This window comes from Lutibaculum baratangense AMV1, from assembly GCF_000496075.1.
In the GTDB taxonomy this organism is placed as follows: Bacteria; Pseudomonadota; Alphaproteobacteria; order Rhizobiales; family Tepidamorphaceae; genus Lutibaculum; species Lutibaculum baratangense.
Window position 1 is genome coordinate 47,761 of record NZ_AWXZ01000040.1, and the last position, 13,361, is coordinate 61,121.

The window sequence follows — 13,361 nt, forward strand, 5'->3', positions numbered from 1 at the left end:
ACACCGGCGATCGCGGCCCGCCAGGGAGCCTCATCGAAAGGTATCCCGCAGATGCCCTAACGGGACCTTGCGCCGTTGCGTGACATTCGAGGGGGGCGGCGCGCAGCAGGCCGCGGTATCACCAGGCCGTTACCCTGGATGCGCGGATCTCGATCCGCTCACCCCACGGAGCCGTGTCCGCCCCCGCCGATGAGCGCCACCCGCTCGCGCGGGATGTAGACGGCCTGCCCGTGCTCCCGAGACTGCTCGGCCTCGAGCCGTGCCACCACCTTCAGCATCTCCTCGCGCAGGCGGCAGTGCATGTTCCATCCCGAGGCGGGATCGCCGGCCCATGCGTAGAAGCGAACGACCATCCCGTCCGCGTCGTGGTCGATCACCTGTACCTTCGCCTCGTCCTTCTTGATGACGTCGTCGTCCTCCTCGACGAAGCGCTGGAACGGCTCGCGCAGGCGGTCGACGTCGGTGCGGTGGTCGAGCCGCAGCTCCACCGTCCGGAACATGCTCGCGTCCTCCCGCGACCAGTTCTCGAAGGTCTTGGAGACGAGCTCGTTGACCGGCACGATCAGCCGCCGGCCGTCCCAGCTCTGCAGCTGGATGTAGGTGAAGTTGACCTTCTCCACATAACACCATTGCCCGTCGTAGAGCACGGCGTCGCCGATGCGCGCGGACTTCGCGAACGCGATCTGCAGGCTCGCCATGATGTCGGCGAGCATGGTGCGCGCGGCGAAGGCGAGAACGATGCCGACGGCGCCGGCGGAGGCGAGGAGCGAGAAGCCGAGCGACTGGAACGCGTGGACCTGCACGAGGACGAGCCCGACCCCGATCAGGAACGCGACGACGATGGCGATGCGACGGGCCGCCGAAATATTGGTGTAGGTCACGCGCTCGTCGGCGGACTCGCTGCCGCCGAGCTTCTCCACGTTGCTGCGGACCATCCTGTCGAGGAGGGCGTCGACGATCCTGACGCCGATCAGGACGATGGCGACGACGAAGAGCACGGTCTGCAGGGGCGTCAGGAAGGTGTTCACGGCGCCGGAGAACGTGAACAGCATCGACCTGGTCGCCGTGAAGATCCCGACCACCAGGAGAAGCGCGACGGGCATTCGGATCGAGTCGAGCACGGCGCGCGCCGTCTTGGATTGCCATTTCCGCTCGATCCCGCCGATCGCCCGGTAGGCGAAGGCTGCCGCCAGCACGCTGGCGAGGAGGAGAAGCGGAAGCGCGATGACCTCCCACCAGGTGAGCGTGAGGAATGCGCGCTGCTGCAGGAAGGCCGGCAGGCTCCTCTCCAGGGCGGTTGCCCCGAAGCGTTGGTGCATCTCCTCGATGTTGCCGACGGTCTGCGCGGAGAAGACCCAACTCGGGTCGCCATCGGACGGCTTCACGCGCGCGACGCGGATCGAGACCGGTCGGTTCTCGAGCTCGAGAAGTGCCAGCCGGATGTTGCGGCGTGGCTCGCCGGACATCGGGTCCTTGTCCGGCTCATTCGCCATCAGGCCGTCGGGACGGTCGGGAAGCGACCCCCAGTCGAGCCACATGCCGCGGCGTATCACGTCGTGGAGGCGGGATGCGAGGAGCGGTGCGGAGAGCGCCTGCTCCTCGACCGGAACGTGCGACAGGTCGAGCGTGTGCGCGGCCCGTTCCCAGTCGTCCTGCTCGGCGGCGGCGAGGAAGGTCTCCATCAGAGCCTGCGGCGTCTCGAGATTGAGGTCCGCCGGCGGCTGCGGGAGCCCACGGTTCAGGGCCTCCACCTCGTAGTAGCGGCTGGCGCCGTCGCTCTGGGCGAGGGCGGTGCCGGCGAGGCAGACGAGAAGAAGAGGCAGAAGAAGCAGACGTCGCGGCGTCACGGGGCCGGGGTCCTTTCTCACCGATTGGTTTGCGGCGCGCGCTCCCGGACTGAACGGCAGAGGGCGGATCTGGTTCGCGCTCCGGTTCCGCCCGAGGCTTCCCGGCGGCGTGATGGCGCGGGCTTGTCGAAGTCCCGCGGAAGTGAAGAGGCGTGCGCGACGCTGGCCTTCAGCGGGCGGGGCGGGATCCGCTAGGGTGCGGCCGACGGCGATTCGAGGAGAGCCCTCTTGGAGAGCATCTACTACGTCCTGAGCTGGGCCTGTCACCGCAAGTGCAGGCACTGCTACGAGACGCGCTTCCGGCCCTATGTGCGCGGCGCCCTGCGGGAGGTCGTCGACGAGGTGAGGGCGGCCTTCCCGAAGGTGATCGCGAACCTGCCGGAGGACTTCACCTATCTCGACCTGTCGGCGCCGTCCGAAACCGCCCCCGGAGGATACGAGCGCCGGCCCGGTCGCATCATCCTCGCGGGCGGCGAGGTGCTGGTGGACCCCGTGCGCGAGGAGGTGCTCTATCCCGCGCTCGAAATGCTCCAGGCGCGCTATGCCGGCCAGGGCGTGCGCGTGGTGGTGCAGACGACGGGCGACCTCGTGACGCCGCAGATCGTCGACGACCTGCTGACGCGCGGCGTGTGGATGATCTCCTGCGCCGGGATGGACGATTTCCACGTCGGCATGGAGGGCGAGAAGCGCGTGCCGCTTCAGGAGCGTCTTCGCGCGATGTTCGAGGCCGCCGGCATGCGCGACAGCGCGCTGCCTGTGACCGAGCGGAACTGGTCGAATCTCGGCCCCGGTCAGCCGGTCTACTCGTTCTTCGGCGCCACCGACGACGCGTGGATCGGCAAGATCTGGCCGCGCGGCCGGGCCTGGGAGAACTCGCTGTCGAAGGCCGGGATCGGCGACAATTTCTGCAACGCCTGGTCGGGTGGGCTCAACTTCCTGCGCCGCGGCTTCTCGGGCTCCGAGGTCTCGGTCGATCCGAACGGCGACGTCTTCCCGTGCTGCCTGAAGACGAAGAAGGCGATCGGCAACCTGAAGGAGGAGAGGCTCGACGACATCATCGACAGCCTCGTGGGCCATCCGGCCTTCGAGGCGATCGCGACGGGCCACCCCGAGCGCATGGGGCTCGCCTATGGCTGGGACGTCGGGCGCTTCCTCGAGGAGTCGCGGACGACGCGGCCGGACGGCGCGCCCTACCGCAACCTCTGCATCGGCTGCGACCGCTTCCACGAGAAGGTGCTCGGCCCGGTGATCGACGAGATCCGGGAGCGGCGGATGGCCCTCCGCGTCGCTGCCGAATGATGGTGAGCCCGATGAAGACGCTGCTGGCCGCCACGCTTCTCCTGCTTGCCGGACCGCTCCCGGCCGCCGCGCAGGCCGCTCCCGACCCCGCCGACTGGGACGGGGTGCTCCGGGAGGCGCGGGGGCAGACGGTCTACTGGAACGCCTGGGGCGGCTCCTCGCAGGTCAACGAGCATATCGAATGGGCGGCGCGCGAGGTTCACGAGCGGTTCGGCGTGACGGTCGAGCACGTGAAGCTCGCCGACACGGCCGATGCCGTCAGCCGCGTCATCGCGGAGAAGGCGGCGGGCCAGGACCAGGACGGCGCCGTCGACCTCGTCTGGATCAACGGCGAGAACTTCGCCGCGATGAAGGAGCAGGACCTGCTCTTCGGGCCGTGGGCCGAGGCGCTGCCGAACTGGCGGTATGTCGACGTCGAGGGCAAGCCCGCGGTGACGGCCGACTTCACGGTGCCGACGGAGGGGCTCGAGGCGCCGTGGGGCATGGCGCAGGTCGTCTTCTACTACGACACGGCCCGCGTCGAGGATCCTCCCCGCACGTTCGGGGGCATCCTCGACTGGGCGAAGGCCAACCCGGGCCGCTTCACCTATCCCCAGCCGCCCGACTTCCTCGGCTCGACCTTCCTGAAGCAGGCGCTGATCGGGCTCGCGCCGGACCCGTCGGTGCTCTCGGGCCCGGTCGGCGAGGCGAACTACGAGAAGGTCACCGCGCCGCTGTGGGCGTTCATGGAGGAGCTGACGCCCGTGCTCTGGCGGTCCGGCCGCGCCTATCCGCAGAGCGGGCCGCGCCAGGTGCAGCTTATGGCCGACGGCGAGATCGACATGGCGATCTCGTTCAACCCCAACGAGGCCTCGGCCGCGATCGCGAATTCCGAGCTGCCCGAGACGGTGCGCACCTTCGTGCTCGATGGCGGGACGATCGGCAATGCGAGCTTCCTTGCCATCCCGTACAACGCGAGCGCCAAGGCGGGGGCGATGGTGGTGGCGAACTTCCTGATGTCGCCCGAGGCGCAGGCGCGGAAGCAGGATCCCACCCGCTGGGGCAACGGCACCGTGCTGGCGCTCGACAAGCTCTCCCCGGAGGATCGGGCGCGGTTCGACGCGCTCGAGCTCGGCGTCGCGACCCTCTCGCCGGAAGAGCTCGGCGCGACGCTGCCAGAGCCGCATCCGAGCTGGATGGTCAGGCTGGAGGAGGACTGGGTGGCTCGCTTCGGGGTGGCCGAGTGACCGCGGCGGCACGGGGATGAGCCTCGGCGAGGCGGCCGCCGGGGGCGCCTCCTCGACGCCCGGCCGCAGGCTCCGTCTCCTCCCCTGGGCGCCCCTCCTGACGATCCTCGCGATGCTCGCGCCGGTGGCCTTCGGGCTCGGCGGCACGCTCCTGCCGGCGCTCGGGTGGCTGCCTGCGCTCGGCGGGCACGGGATCGGGCTCGATGCCTTCCGCGACCTCGTGGCGTGGCCGGGCTTTCCCCGCGCCGCGACGCTGAGCCTCACGACCGGCTTCGCCGCGACGGCGGTCTCGCTCGCCCTCGTCTGCCTCGTCTGTGCCGGCTGGCAGGGGACGCGCGCCTTCACGTTCGTCCAGAGGGCGCTGTCGCCGCTCCTCTCCGTGCCGCACGCGGCCGCCGCCTTCGGCATCGCCTTCCTGGTCGCGCCGTCGGGCTGGATCGCGCGCGCCCTGTCGCCGTGGCTGACGGGGTGGGAGCGGCCGCCGGACCTCCTGATCGTGCAGGACCCCTACGGTCTGGCGATGATCGCCGGCCTCGTCGCGAAGGAGGTGCCGTTCCTCCTCCTGATGACGCTCTCGGCGCTCGGACAGGTGCGCAGCGGCCAGAGCGTCATGGTGGCGCAGGCGCTCGGCCACCGGCGGACGACGGCCTGGCTCAAGATCGTGCTGCCGCAGGTCTACGTGCAGATCCGGCTTCCGGTCTACGCCGTCCTCGCCTACTCGATGTCGGTCGTCGACGTCGCGATCATCCTCGGGCCGAACACGCCGCCGACCCTCTCGGTCCAGGTCGTGCGCTGGATGAGCGATCCCGACCTCGCGTTCCGCTTCCAGGCGGCGGCAGGGGCGGTGGCGCAGCTCGCCCTCGTGGTGGCGGGACTCGCGGTCTGGCGCCTCCTCGAATTCGCCGCGGCAAGGGCCGGCCGCCGCTGGATCGAACGCGGCGGGCGCGGCTGCGGCGACGCGGCCCTGCGGGCGGCCGGCCTCGCCGCCGCGATCCTCGTCTCGCTCGCGATCGGGCTCGGCATCGCCGGCCTCGCCGTGTGGTCGGTCGCGGGCTTCTGGACCTTCCCGAACCTTCTGCCCGACAGCCTCACCTGGCGCGGCTGGGCAAGGCACGGGCCCGAGATCCTGTCGGCGGCTTCCGAGACGGTGATCATCGCCGGCGCCGCCACGTCGATCGCGCTGTTCCTCACGCTCGCGAGCCTCGAGGCGGAGCACCGGCACGGCCTCAGGCCGACGCGGCGAGCGCTGTGGCTGCTCTATATTCCGCTGATCGTCCCGCAGGTCGCGTTCCTGACCGGGCTGCAGACGCTCGCTCTGTCGACCGGCCTCGCGGGCGGCCGGGTCGCCGTGATCCTCGCCCATCTCGTCTTCGTGCTGCCCTACGTGTTCCTGTCGCTGTCGGCGCCCTGGCGGGCGTGGGACGCGCGCCACGCCACCGTCGCGCGGGCGCTGGGGAGCGGGCCCGACCGCGTGCTGTGGAGGGTGCGGCTGCCGATGCTCCTGCGGCCGATCCTCGTCGCCGCCGCCGTCGGATTCGCGGTGTCGGTCGGGCAATATCTCCCCACGCTGCTCGTCGGCGCGGGGCGGGTCGAGACGCTGACGACGGAGGCCGTCGCGCTCGCGGCGGGCGGCGACAGGCGGATCATCGGCGCCTACGCGCTGGCGCAGACGGCGGCCGCCTTCCTGCCCTTCGCGGTCGCCATCCTTCTGCCCCGCCTCCTGTGGCGCAACCGGAAGGGACTGGGCCATGTCTGACGCGACGCGTGACGGGCTGCGGCTCGAGGGCCTCGTCGTCTCCCACGGCGGGCACCGCCTTCTCGCGATCGACGATCACGTCCGCCCGGGCGAGGTCCTGACGGTGATGGGCCCCTCGGGCTCCGGCAAGTCGACGCTTCTCTCGGTGATCGTGGGCACCGTCGATCCGGCCTTCGCCGTGCGGGGTCGGGTGCGGCTCGACGGGCGCGACCTGACGGGCGTGCCGCCGGAGGGGCGGCGGATCGGCATCCTCTTCCAGGAAGAGCTCCTGTTTCCCCACCTCTCCGTCGGCGGCAATCTCGCCTTCGGCCTGCCGCCCGACCTGCGTGGCCGGGCCGCGCGGCAGGCGCGCATCGAGGCGGCGCTGGAGGAGGTCGGGCTCACGGGCTTCGCCGGCCGCGATCCCGCCACCCTGTCGGGCGGGGAGAGGGCCCGCGTTGCGCTCATGCGGATGCTCCTGTCGGAGCCGCGTGCGCTTCTGCTCGACGAGCCGTTCTCCAGGCTCGACGCGGCGCTCCGCGCCCAGGTGCGCGACCTCGTCTTCGCGGCGGCCAGGGCACGGGGGCTGCCGACGCTCCTCGTCACCCATGACGCCACGGATGCCGCCGCGGCCGGCGGACGCGTCTTCGAGATCGGTGTTCCCGTCGCGTCCGGATGACCCTGCGACGCGGACAAAGAAAAGCCCTCCGCGGGATGCCGCAGAGGGGCCGAGTTCGGGGCAGGGCGGGATGGCTGCCTGTCCGCCCGCCCCGGAACGGCGAGCCTCAGCTCTTGCCAGTCTTCAAGACGACCTTCGTCCAGTCGTCCTGGTTGTTCTTGAAGTTGTAGTAGCCCTTCGGCGCCTCCTCGAGCGGCAGGCGATGCGAGATCAGGAAGGTCGTGTCGATCTCGCCGTCCTCGATCCGCTTCAGGAGCTCCGAGATATAGTGCTGCACATGGGTCTGCCCGGTCTTCACCTGCAGGCCCTTCTCCATCAGGGCACCCGTCGGGAACTTGTCGAGGAAGCCGCCATAGACGCCGGGAATGGAGACGCGGCCGCCCTTGCGCACCGCCATCAGCGCCTCGCGCAGGGCGTGGCCGCTGTCGGCGCCGAAGCCGACCGTCTGCTTGATGTTGTCGAGCACCGTGTCGGGCGCGAAGCCGTGGCTCTCCATCCCGACCGCGTCGATCACGGCGTCGGGGCCGAGCCCGCCCGACATCTCCATCAGCGCCTCGAGGACGTGGGTCTGCTTGTAGTCGATCACGTCCGCTCCGAGCTTGCGGGCGAGCGCGAGCCGGTTCGGGTAGTGGTCGATCGCGATCACCCGCGCCGCGCCCATCAGGAGCGCGCTCTGCACGGCGAACAGGCCGACGGGCCCGCAGCCCCACACGGCGACCGTGTCGCCCTCCTCGATGTCGGCGTTGACCGCCGCCATCCAGCCGGTCGGCAGGATGTCGGAGAGGAAGAGCACCTGGTCGTCGTCCATCCCGTCGGGCACGACGATCGGGCCGATGTCGGAGAACGGCACGCGGACATACTCCGCCTGGCCGCCGGGATAGCCGCCGGTCAGGTGCGAATAGCCGAACAGGGCAGAGACGGCGTGGCCGTAGAGACCTTCCGTGATGTCCTGGTTCTCGACGGGGTTCGAGTTGTCGCAGGCCGAGTAGAGGTGCTTCTTGCAGAAGAAGCACGAGCCGCAGGAGATGGTGAAGGGCACGACGACGCGCTGGCCCTTCTGGAGGGTCGACTTCGGACCGGTCTCGACGACGCGGCCCATGAACTCGTGGCCCAGAATGTCGCCCGACATCATCCCGGGGATGACGCCGTCATAGAGGTGCAGGTCCGAGCCGCAGATCGCCGTCGAGGTGACCTCGATGATCGCGTCGCGGGGGTTCATGATCTCGGGATCGGGAACGGTGTCGACGCGGACGTCGTGCGAGCCGTGCCAGGTGAGAGCGCGCATTACTGGCCTCCTCGGCGTGCGGAATGGTGGTTGCGGGACGTGGCGATCTCGCCCGTCTCCATGAGCATCTTGAGGCGCTTGAGCTCGCGGCGGCCCTGGATGGCCGGCTCCTTCTGGAAGATCGTGGCGATCCAGCGCCCGATCTCGCCGCCCGGCGCGTCGTAGGCGACCACCGCCTCGACTTCCGTGCCGCGGCCGCCCGGCGCGTCGCGGAAGCGGACGCGCCCCTCGGTGTCGATGTCGGAGCCCTCGACCGACCGCCAGGCGATCAGCTCGTTCGGGCGGTCCTCGACGATGCGCGTCTCCACCTGGACGTCGCGGCCCATCGGGCCCTCGATCGTCCAGCGCGTCACCTCACCGTCGAGCGGCGTGACCGCCTTCACGTTCTCCATGAACTGCGGCAGGTTCTGGAAGTCGCGCCAGAAGCCGTAGAGCTGGGTGCGCGGCCGGTCGATCGTGACCGTCCGGCTGACGACCGCGTAGCGGCCGAACGTGCGCTGCCGCGCCGTGCGGCCGGGCGCGCTGTCCGGCGGCCTGTGCGCCTGGTGGCGCTGCGGCTGCTGCTGGAGGTAGTAGGCGGCACCGGCCGCGCCGATGAGTGCCGCCGCGCCGAGCGCGATCCACTCCGTGTTGCCGCCCCGGTCGTGGCCGTGGCGCCTCCAGTGCTCGCGCCGTCTCCACTCGTCACGTCGCATGATGGTCTCCAATCGCGTGCTGGCGAGCCCGGCCCGGCGCAGGGCCGGGGCAGGACGAGGCTTTGGGCTTTCCCGCCTTCAAGCCGGGCGAACGGAGAGTTGTTCCCGTGCTGCGACATACCCGGCCCGTCCCGTCTGGGAGGGGCGGCCATTACGTGCGCGTCCGTACCGGAACCGCCGGGATCACGGCGCCCTTGTCCTGCCGAGATCCACCGCGGCATCGAGCCTGCCGCACGCACCGGAGTACGTCACATGACCGACCATCGCCCACTCGCCGTCGTCACCGGCGCCTCGACCGGAATCGGGTACGAGCTGGCGAAGGTCGCCGTCGAGAACGGCTTCGACCTCATCGTCGCCGCGGACGAGCCGGAGATCCGCCGCGCGGCGGCCGATCTGAAGGGTGGCGGAGCCGTGGTCGAGGCGGTGGAAGCCGACCTCGCCACGCTCGAGGGCGTGGAGGAGCTCTGCGCGGCGATAGAGAAGACGGGGCGCCCGGTCGACGCGCTCCTCGCCAATGCCGGCCGCGGCCTCGGCAAGGGGTTTCTCGATCAGAATTTCGACGACGTGCAGCGGGTCGTCGACACGAACGTCACCGGCACTCTCTACCTGCTGCAGAAAATCGGCAACGAGATGCGCCGGCGCGGTGAAGGCCGCATCCTGATCACCGGCTCGATCGCGGGCTTCATGCCGGGCTCCTTCCAGGCCGTCTACAACGGCACGAAGGCCTTCCTCGACAACTTCTCATTCGCCCTGCGCAACGAGCTGAAGGACACCGGCGTCACGGTCTCCTGCCTGATGCCGGGCCCGACGGACACGGAGTTCTTCCGCCGCGCCGACATGCTCGACACCAAGGTGGGGCAGGACGACAAGGATGATGCCGGCATGGTCGCCCGAAAGGGCTTCGAGGCGATGATGCGCGGAGACGGCGACGTCGTCACCGGCTGGAAGAACAAGTTCCAGTCCGCCATGGCCGACGTGACGCCGCCCGACATGCTGGCCGAGCAGCACCGCAAGATGGCCGAGCCCGGCTCCGGCAACCGCTGAGCCGGGCGGCCGCGGAGCGTCAGGCCGCGTCGGCCTTGCCCGTCCGGGTGCGGATCTCGTCGGCGAGAGGGCTGAACCTCTCGCCCTCGAGCGTCTCCTTCATCGAGCCCATCCGGTCGTGGACGGCGGCGATGGCGCGCGCGAGGTCGCCGTGGAGCCCGAGCTCGTCGAGCGTCTTGCCGCTCTCGCGCATCTCGGCCGCCCGGCGGACGCCGTGCGTGAGGGCGCGCTCGAACTCGTAGAGCGCGAAGTCGGGCCAGCCGAGGCCGGGGAAGGACGATGCGAGCGACGGCAGCACGCGGTCGAGGCAGCCGGCCTTCTCGGCCCCGAGCAGCGCCTCGATCGTGATCGCCTCGAGCCCCTTCACGAAGACGCTCCGCACCATCTTGATGGCGGTGGCGCTGCCGATGTCCTCGCCGACCTTCTCGAACTTGAAGTCGAGCCGCTTGATGAGGTCCGTCACCTCCGGAGGGAAGCCTCCGGCGATCAGCACGGGCGTGCGGTGGCCCTTCGGGTGGACCGGCGCCATGACCGCCATGTCGACATAGGTGACGCCCTTCGGTTCGAGCAGCGCCGCCGTCTCGCGCTTGCGGCCGGGCGAGACGGAGTTGATGTCGAGATAGACCTGTCCGTCGCGAAGGTGCGCGACGACCGATTCCGCCGCTTCGAGGCTCGATGCGGCCGTGACCGCTGCGACGACCCAGTCGGCGCCGGCGACCGCGTCGGCCGGGGTCGGGGAGACCTCGACGCGCGCCGCCTTCGCCCGGCCCGCCGTCTTGCCGCCGAGGCCCTCGCTGTCGAACAGTATGTCGTAGGTGGAGAAGGCGAGGCCGCGGTCCTGCGCGGCGAGCGTCTCCTGGAATGCGGCGGCGGCCTCGCCGAAGCCGATGAACGCGATCTTCATGAGCGTCTCCTCTCGAGTGTTCGTGCGGCGCCGGCTAGCCGGCGAAGATCCGGCCGTCGAAGAGCTTGCGCGCCGTGCGCAGCACGCCCGCCCGTTTCACTTCGCCGCCCTCCATCGTCGCGACGACCGACATCTCGCCGGTCGGGTGCTCGACGGACAGCGTCTTCTCCTCGCCCTCGGGGATGGCCGCGAGCGCGTGAGCCGGGCTGCCCTCGAGCAGGCAGGCGGTCGCCACGCTGACGGCGCCGAGCACGCCGATCGAGGAGTGGCAGCGATGCGGTATGAAGGTGCGCGTCGAGATGGCGCCGCCGTCTCTCGCGGGCGAGACCATCGTCATCTTCGGCACCGACTTATCCCTGACGTCGCCGAGATTCATCATGGGCCCGCAGGCGAGCCTGATCGCCTCGAGCCTTTCACGCAGCGCCTCGTTCCCCTCGAGCTCCTTCGGGCTCTCCTCGCCCGTGATGCCGAGGTCGGAGGCCCGGAGAACGACGCAGGGCATGCCGTTGTCGATCATCGTGACCTCGACGCCCTCGACCGTGTCGGCCTCGTTGCCCGTCGGCAGGAGCGCGCCGCAGGTCGAGCCTGCCGTGTCCTCGAAGACGACGGGGATCGCCGCAGCCGTGCCGGGCACGCCGTCGATGCGCGCCTCGCCCCTGTAGGTCGGCACTCCGCCCGGCGTCGCCACGGTCGCCACGGCGATCTGGCCGGTGTTCTCCATGTAGATGCGGACGTCGGTCGTGCCGTCATTGGCGGTCACGAGGCCGCGCTCGATCGCGAAGGGGCCGACGCCCGCGAGGATGTTGCCGCAGTTCTGCGCATCGGTGACGATCGCCTGGTCGACGAAGACCTGCAGGAAGAGATAGTCGACGTCGACGCCCTCCCGGCTCGACGGCGCGACGACCGCGACCTTCGAGGTCAGCGGGTCGGCGCCGCCCATGCCGTCGATCTGGCGGTCGTCCGGCGAGCCCATCACGCGCAAGAGGAACGCGTCGCGTGTCGCCACGTCCTGCGGGAGGTCGCCCCGCAGGAAATAGCCGCCCTTCGAGGTGCCGCCGCGCATCCACATGCACGGCACGCCCTGTTCAGACATATTTCAGGCCCTTCGCGGCCAGCCGCTCGCGGAAGCCGTATATGTCGAGCCCGAGCTCCCCCGACTTCAGGCGCTGGCGGTTCTTCTCTTCCTTCTCCTCGCGCGCCTGCGAGGCCTCCGCGACCTTCGCCGCCTCCTCGCGCGCGACGACGACGATTCCGTCGTCGTCCGCCACGATCACGTCGCCCGGGTTGACGATCGTGCCGCCGCAGACGACGGGCACGTTCACCGAGCCGATCGTCTCCTTGACGGTCCCTTGCGCGAACACGGCCTTCGACCAGACGGGATAGCCCATCTCGCGCAGCTCCTGCGTGTCGCGCGTGCCGGCCTCGATGATCGTGCCCTTCACGCCCTGCGCGGCGAGCGAGCAGGCGAGGAGCTCGCCGAAATAGCCGTCCTCGCAGGGGCTCGTCGGCGCGATGACGAGGATGTCGCCCGGCCGGCACTGCTCGACCGCGACGTGGATCATCCAGTTGTCGCCGGGCGGCACGGTCACGGTGACGGCCGGCCCCGCGATCCGCACGCCCTGCTGGATCGGCCGCATGTAGGACGCCATCAGGCCCTTGCGGCCCTGCGCCTCGTGCACGGTCGCGACGCCGAACCCGCCGAGAGCCTCCACGGCCTCGGGGCTCGCGCGCTCGATGTTCTGTACGACGATGCCACTCATCACAGCTGGTCCACGGTTCGGGGGAAGATCGACTGGAAGGCCTCGGCGTATTTCGCCTCGCGGCCACCCGACTGGCCGCCGGAGTTGCGGCGGAACTGGTTGCCGCGGTTCTCCGCGACGTTCGTGTAGTAGTGCCAGAGGTGCTGCTGGCCCTCCATGCACTCGATCGCGGCCTTCTTCTTCTCCCAGACCGGGGTGATGTCGAGGATCGTGTCGGGCTTCCAGCCGCACTGCTCGGTCTGGTGCGGCTCGAACAGGTAGAGCTGCGGCGCGCCGAGCACCTTCTCGCCCGGGTTGTGGCCCCAGGCCTGCGCGATCATGCGGCACTCTAGCGCCATCTTGGCGGCGTAGGGGTGGTCGGTGTTGTAGGGGTCGTCGAGCGAGTGCGACAGCATGAAGGCCGGCTGCACCTTGCGGATGACGTCGACGAGCCGATCCTTCGCGGCCCGGTCGAGCTCGAGCGGGTAGTCGCCGAGGTCGAAGAACTGGATGTCGTGGGCCTGAAGCGCCTTCGCGGCGTTCTCGGCCTCCTTCTGGCGGGCGTCCTTCACCGCCTGGAGCGTCATGCCCTCCTGCTTCCACAGCTTCGCGCTCTCGCCGCGCTCGCCGTAGGAGAGGCAGACGATCGTCACGTCGACGCCCTGCTCCTGGTGCAGGGCGATGGCGCCGCCGCAGCGCCAGACGAAATCGGCGGAATGGGCGCTGATCACCAGCGCGGTTCTGTCGGCCATTTCAGGCTCTCTCCTCTTCGGCGGCCCCGCCGACGGGCGGCGTGCCGTGGGTGTGGAAGCTCATGGTCGTCTTCAGGCCCCGGGCCCAGTTGCCCCTCCGCGATATGCCGAACGGGGCGACGTTGGGGAAGGGCTCCGCTGCGTGCGACATCGTGC

13 protein-coding genes are annotated in these 13,361 nt (G+C 70.2%); 5 read left to right on the plus strand and 8 right to left on the minus strand.

Features of this window, described 5'->3' with window-relative positions; all coding sequences use genetic code 11:
• Positions 1-158 precede the first annotated feature (158 nt).
• Positions 159-1,847 (minus strand): mechanosensitive ion channel family protein, encoded by a 1,689-nt coding sequence (locus tag N177_RS18035; RefSeq protein WP_023433847.1) that lies wholly within the window; start codon positions 1,845-1,847, stop codon positions 159-161.
• A gap of 228 nt (positions 1,848-2,075) precedes the next feature.
• On the opposite strand from N177_RS18035, the gene N177_RS18040 reads away from it, so the two are divergent.
• Genes N177_RS18040 through N177_RS18055 form a run of 4 tightly spaced genes read left to right on the plus strand, consistent with a single transcriptional unit; the run spans position 2,076 to position 6,786 of the window.
• The gene (locus tag N177_RS18040; protein WP_023433849.1) at positions 2,076-3,146 is read left to right on the plus strand and encodes an SPASM domain-containing protein; all 1,071 of its coding nucleotides are present in this window, start codon (positions 2,076-2,078) and stop codon (positions 3,144-3,146) included.
• Positions 3,147-3,157: 11 nt separating this feature from the next.
• Complete coding sequence (locus tag N177_RS18045; RefSeq protein WP_023433850.1) at positions 3,158-4,372, plus strand: ABC transporter substrate-binding protein; 1,215 nt, start codon at positions 3,158-3,160, stop codon at positions 4,370-4,372.
• Positions 4,373-4,388: 16 nt separating this feature from the next.
• Positions 4,389-6,128 (plus strand): ABC transporter permease, encoded by a 1,740-nt coding sequence (locus tag N177_RS18050; protein ID WP_023433851.1) that lies wholly within the window; start codon positions 4,389-4,391, stop codon positions 6,126-6,128.
• Complete coding sequence (locus tag N177_RS18055) at positions 6,121-6,786, plus strand: ATP-binding cassette domain-containing protein (RefSeq protein ID WP_023433852.1); 666 nt, start codon at positions 6,121-6,123, stop codon at positions 6,784-6,786. The genes N177_RS18050 and N177_RS18055 overlap by 8 nt, the downstream gene beginning before the upstream one ends.
• Positions 6,787-6,892: 106 nt before the next feature.
• On the opposite strand, the gene N177_RS18060 is transcribed toward N177_RS18055, so the two are convergent.
• Both N177_RS18060 and N177_RS18065 read right to left on the minus strand, forming a co-directional pair.
• Positions 6,893-8,071 (minus strand): zinc-dependent alcohol dehydrogenase, encoded by a 1,179-nt coding sequence (locus N177_RS18060; RefSeq protein ID WP_023433853.1) that lies wholly within the window; start codon positions 8,069-8,071, stop codon positions 6,893-6,895.
• The gene (locus N177_RS18065; protein ID WP_023433854.1) at positions 8,071-8,766 is read right to left on the minus strand and encodes an SRPBCC family protein; all 696 of its coding nucleotides are present in this window, start codon (positions 8,764-8,766) and stop codon (positions 8,071-8,073) included. The genes N177_RS18060 and N177_RS18065 overlap by 1 nt, the downstream gene beginning before the upstream one ends.
• A 252-nt stretch (positions 8,767-9,018) precedes the next feature.
• On the opposite strand from N177_RS18065, the gene N177_RS18070 reads away from it, so the two are divergent.
• Positions 9,019-9,810, plus strand: coding sequence for an SDR family NAD(P)-dependent oxidoreductase (locus N177_RS18070; RefSeq protein WP_023433855.1), 792 nt, complete (start codon positions 9,019-9,021; stop codon positions 9,808-9,810).
• A 19-nt stretch (positions 9,811-9,829) separates the two neighbouring features.
• On the opposite strand, the gene N177_RS18075 is transcribed toward N177_RS18070, so the two are convergent.
• The 5 genes from N177_RS18075 to N177_RS21740 are packed head-to-tail and all read right to left on the minus strand — an operon-like array spanning position 9,830 to position 13,356.
• Positions 9,830-10,714 (minus strand): NAD(P)-dependent oxidoreductase, encoded by an 885-nt coding sequence (locus tag N177_RS18075; protein WP_023433856.1) that lies wholly within the window; start codon positions 10,712-10,714, stop codon positions 9,830-9,832.
• A 34-nt stretch (positions 10,715-10,748) separates the two neighbouring features.
• Complete coding sequence (locus N177_RS18080; protein ID WP_040486152.1) at positions 10,749-11,807, minus strand: 4-oxalomesaconate tautomerase; 1,059 nt, start codon at positions 11,805-11,807, stop codon at positions 10,749-10,751.
• The gene (locus tag N177_RS18085) at positions 11,800-12,474 is read right to left on the minus strand and encodes a 4-carboxy-4-hydroxy-2-oxoadipate aldolase/oxaloacetate decarboxylase (RefSeq protein WP_040486153.1); all 675 of its coding nucleotides are present in this window, start codon (positions 12,472-12,474) and stop codon (positions 11,800-11,802) included. Before N177_RS18085 ends, N177_RS18080 begins: the two co-directional genes overlap by 8 nt.
• Positions 12,474-13,205 (minus strand): PIG-L deacetylase family protein, encoded by a 732-nt coding sequence (locus tag N177_RS18090; RefSeq protein WP_023433859.1) that lies wholly within the window; start codon positions 13,203-13,205, stop codon positions 12,474-12,476. The genes N177_RS18085 and N177_RS18090 overlap by 1 nt, the downstream gene beginning before the upstream one ends.
• Before the next feature lies 1 nt (position 13,206).
• Positions 13,207-13,356 carry a hypothetical protein gene (locus N177_RS21740; protein WP_023433860.1) on the minus strand — a complete coding sequence of 50 codons (150 nt, stop codon included), beginning with the start codon at positions 13,354-13,356 and terminating at the stop codon, positions 13,207-13,209.
• Positions 13,357-13,361: the final 5 nt, after the last annotated feature.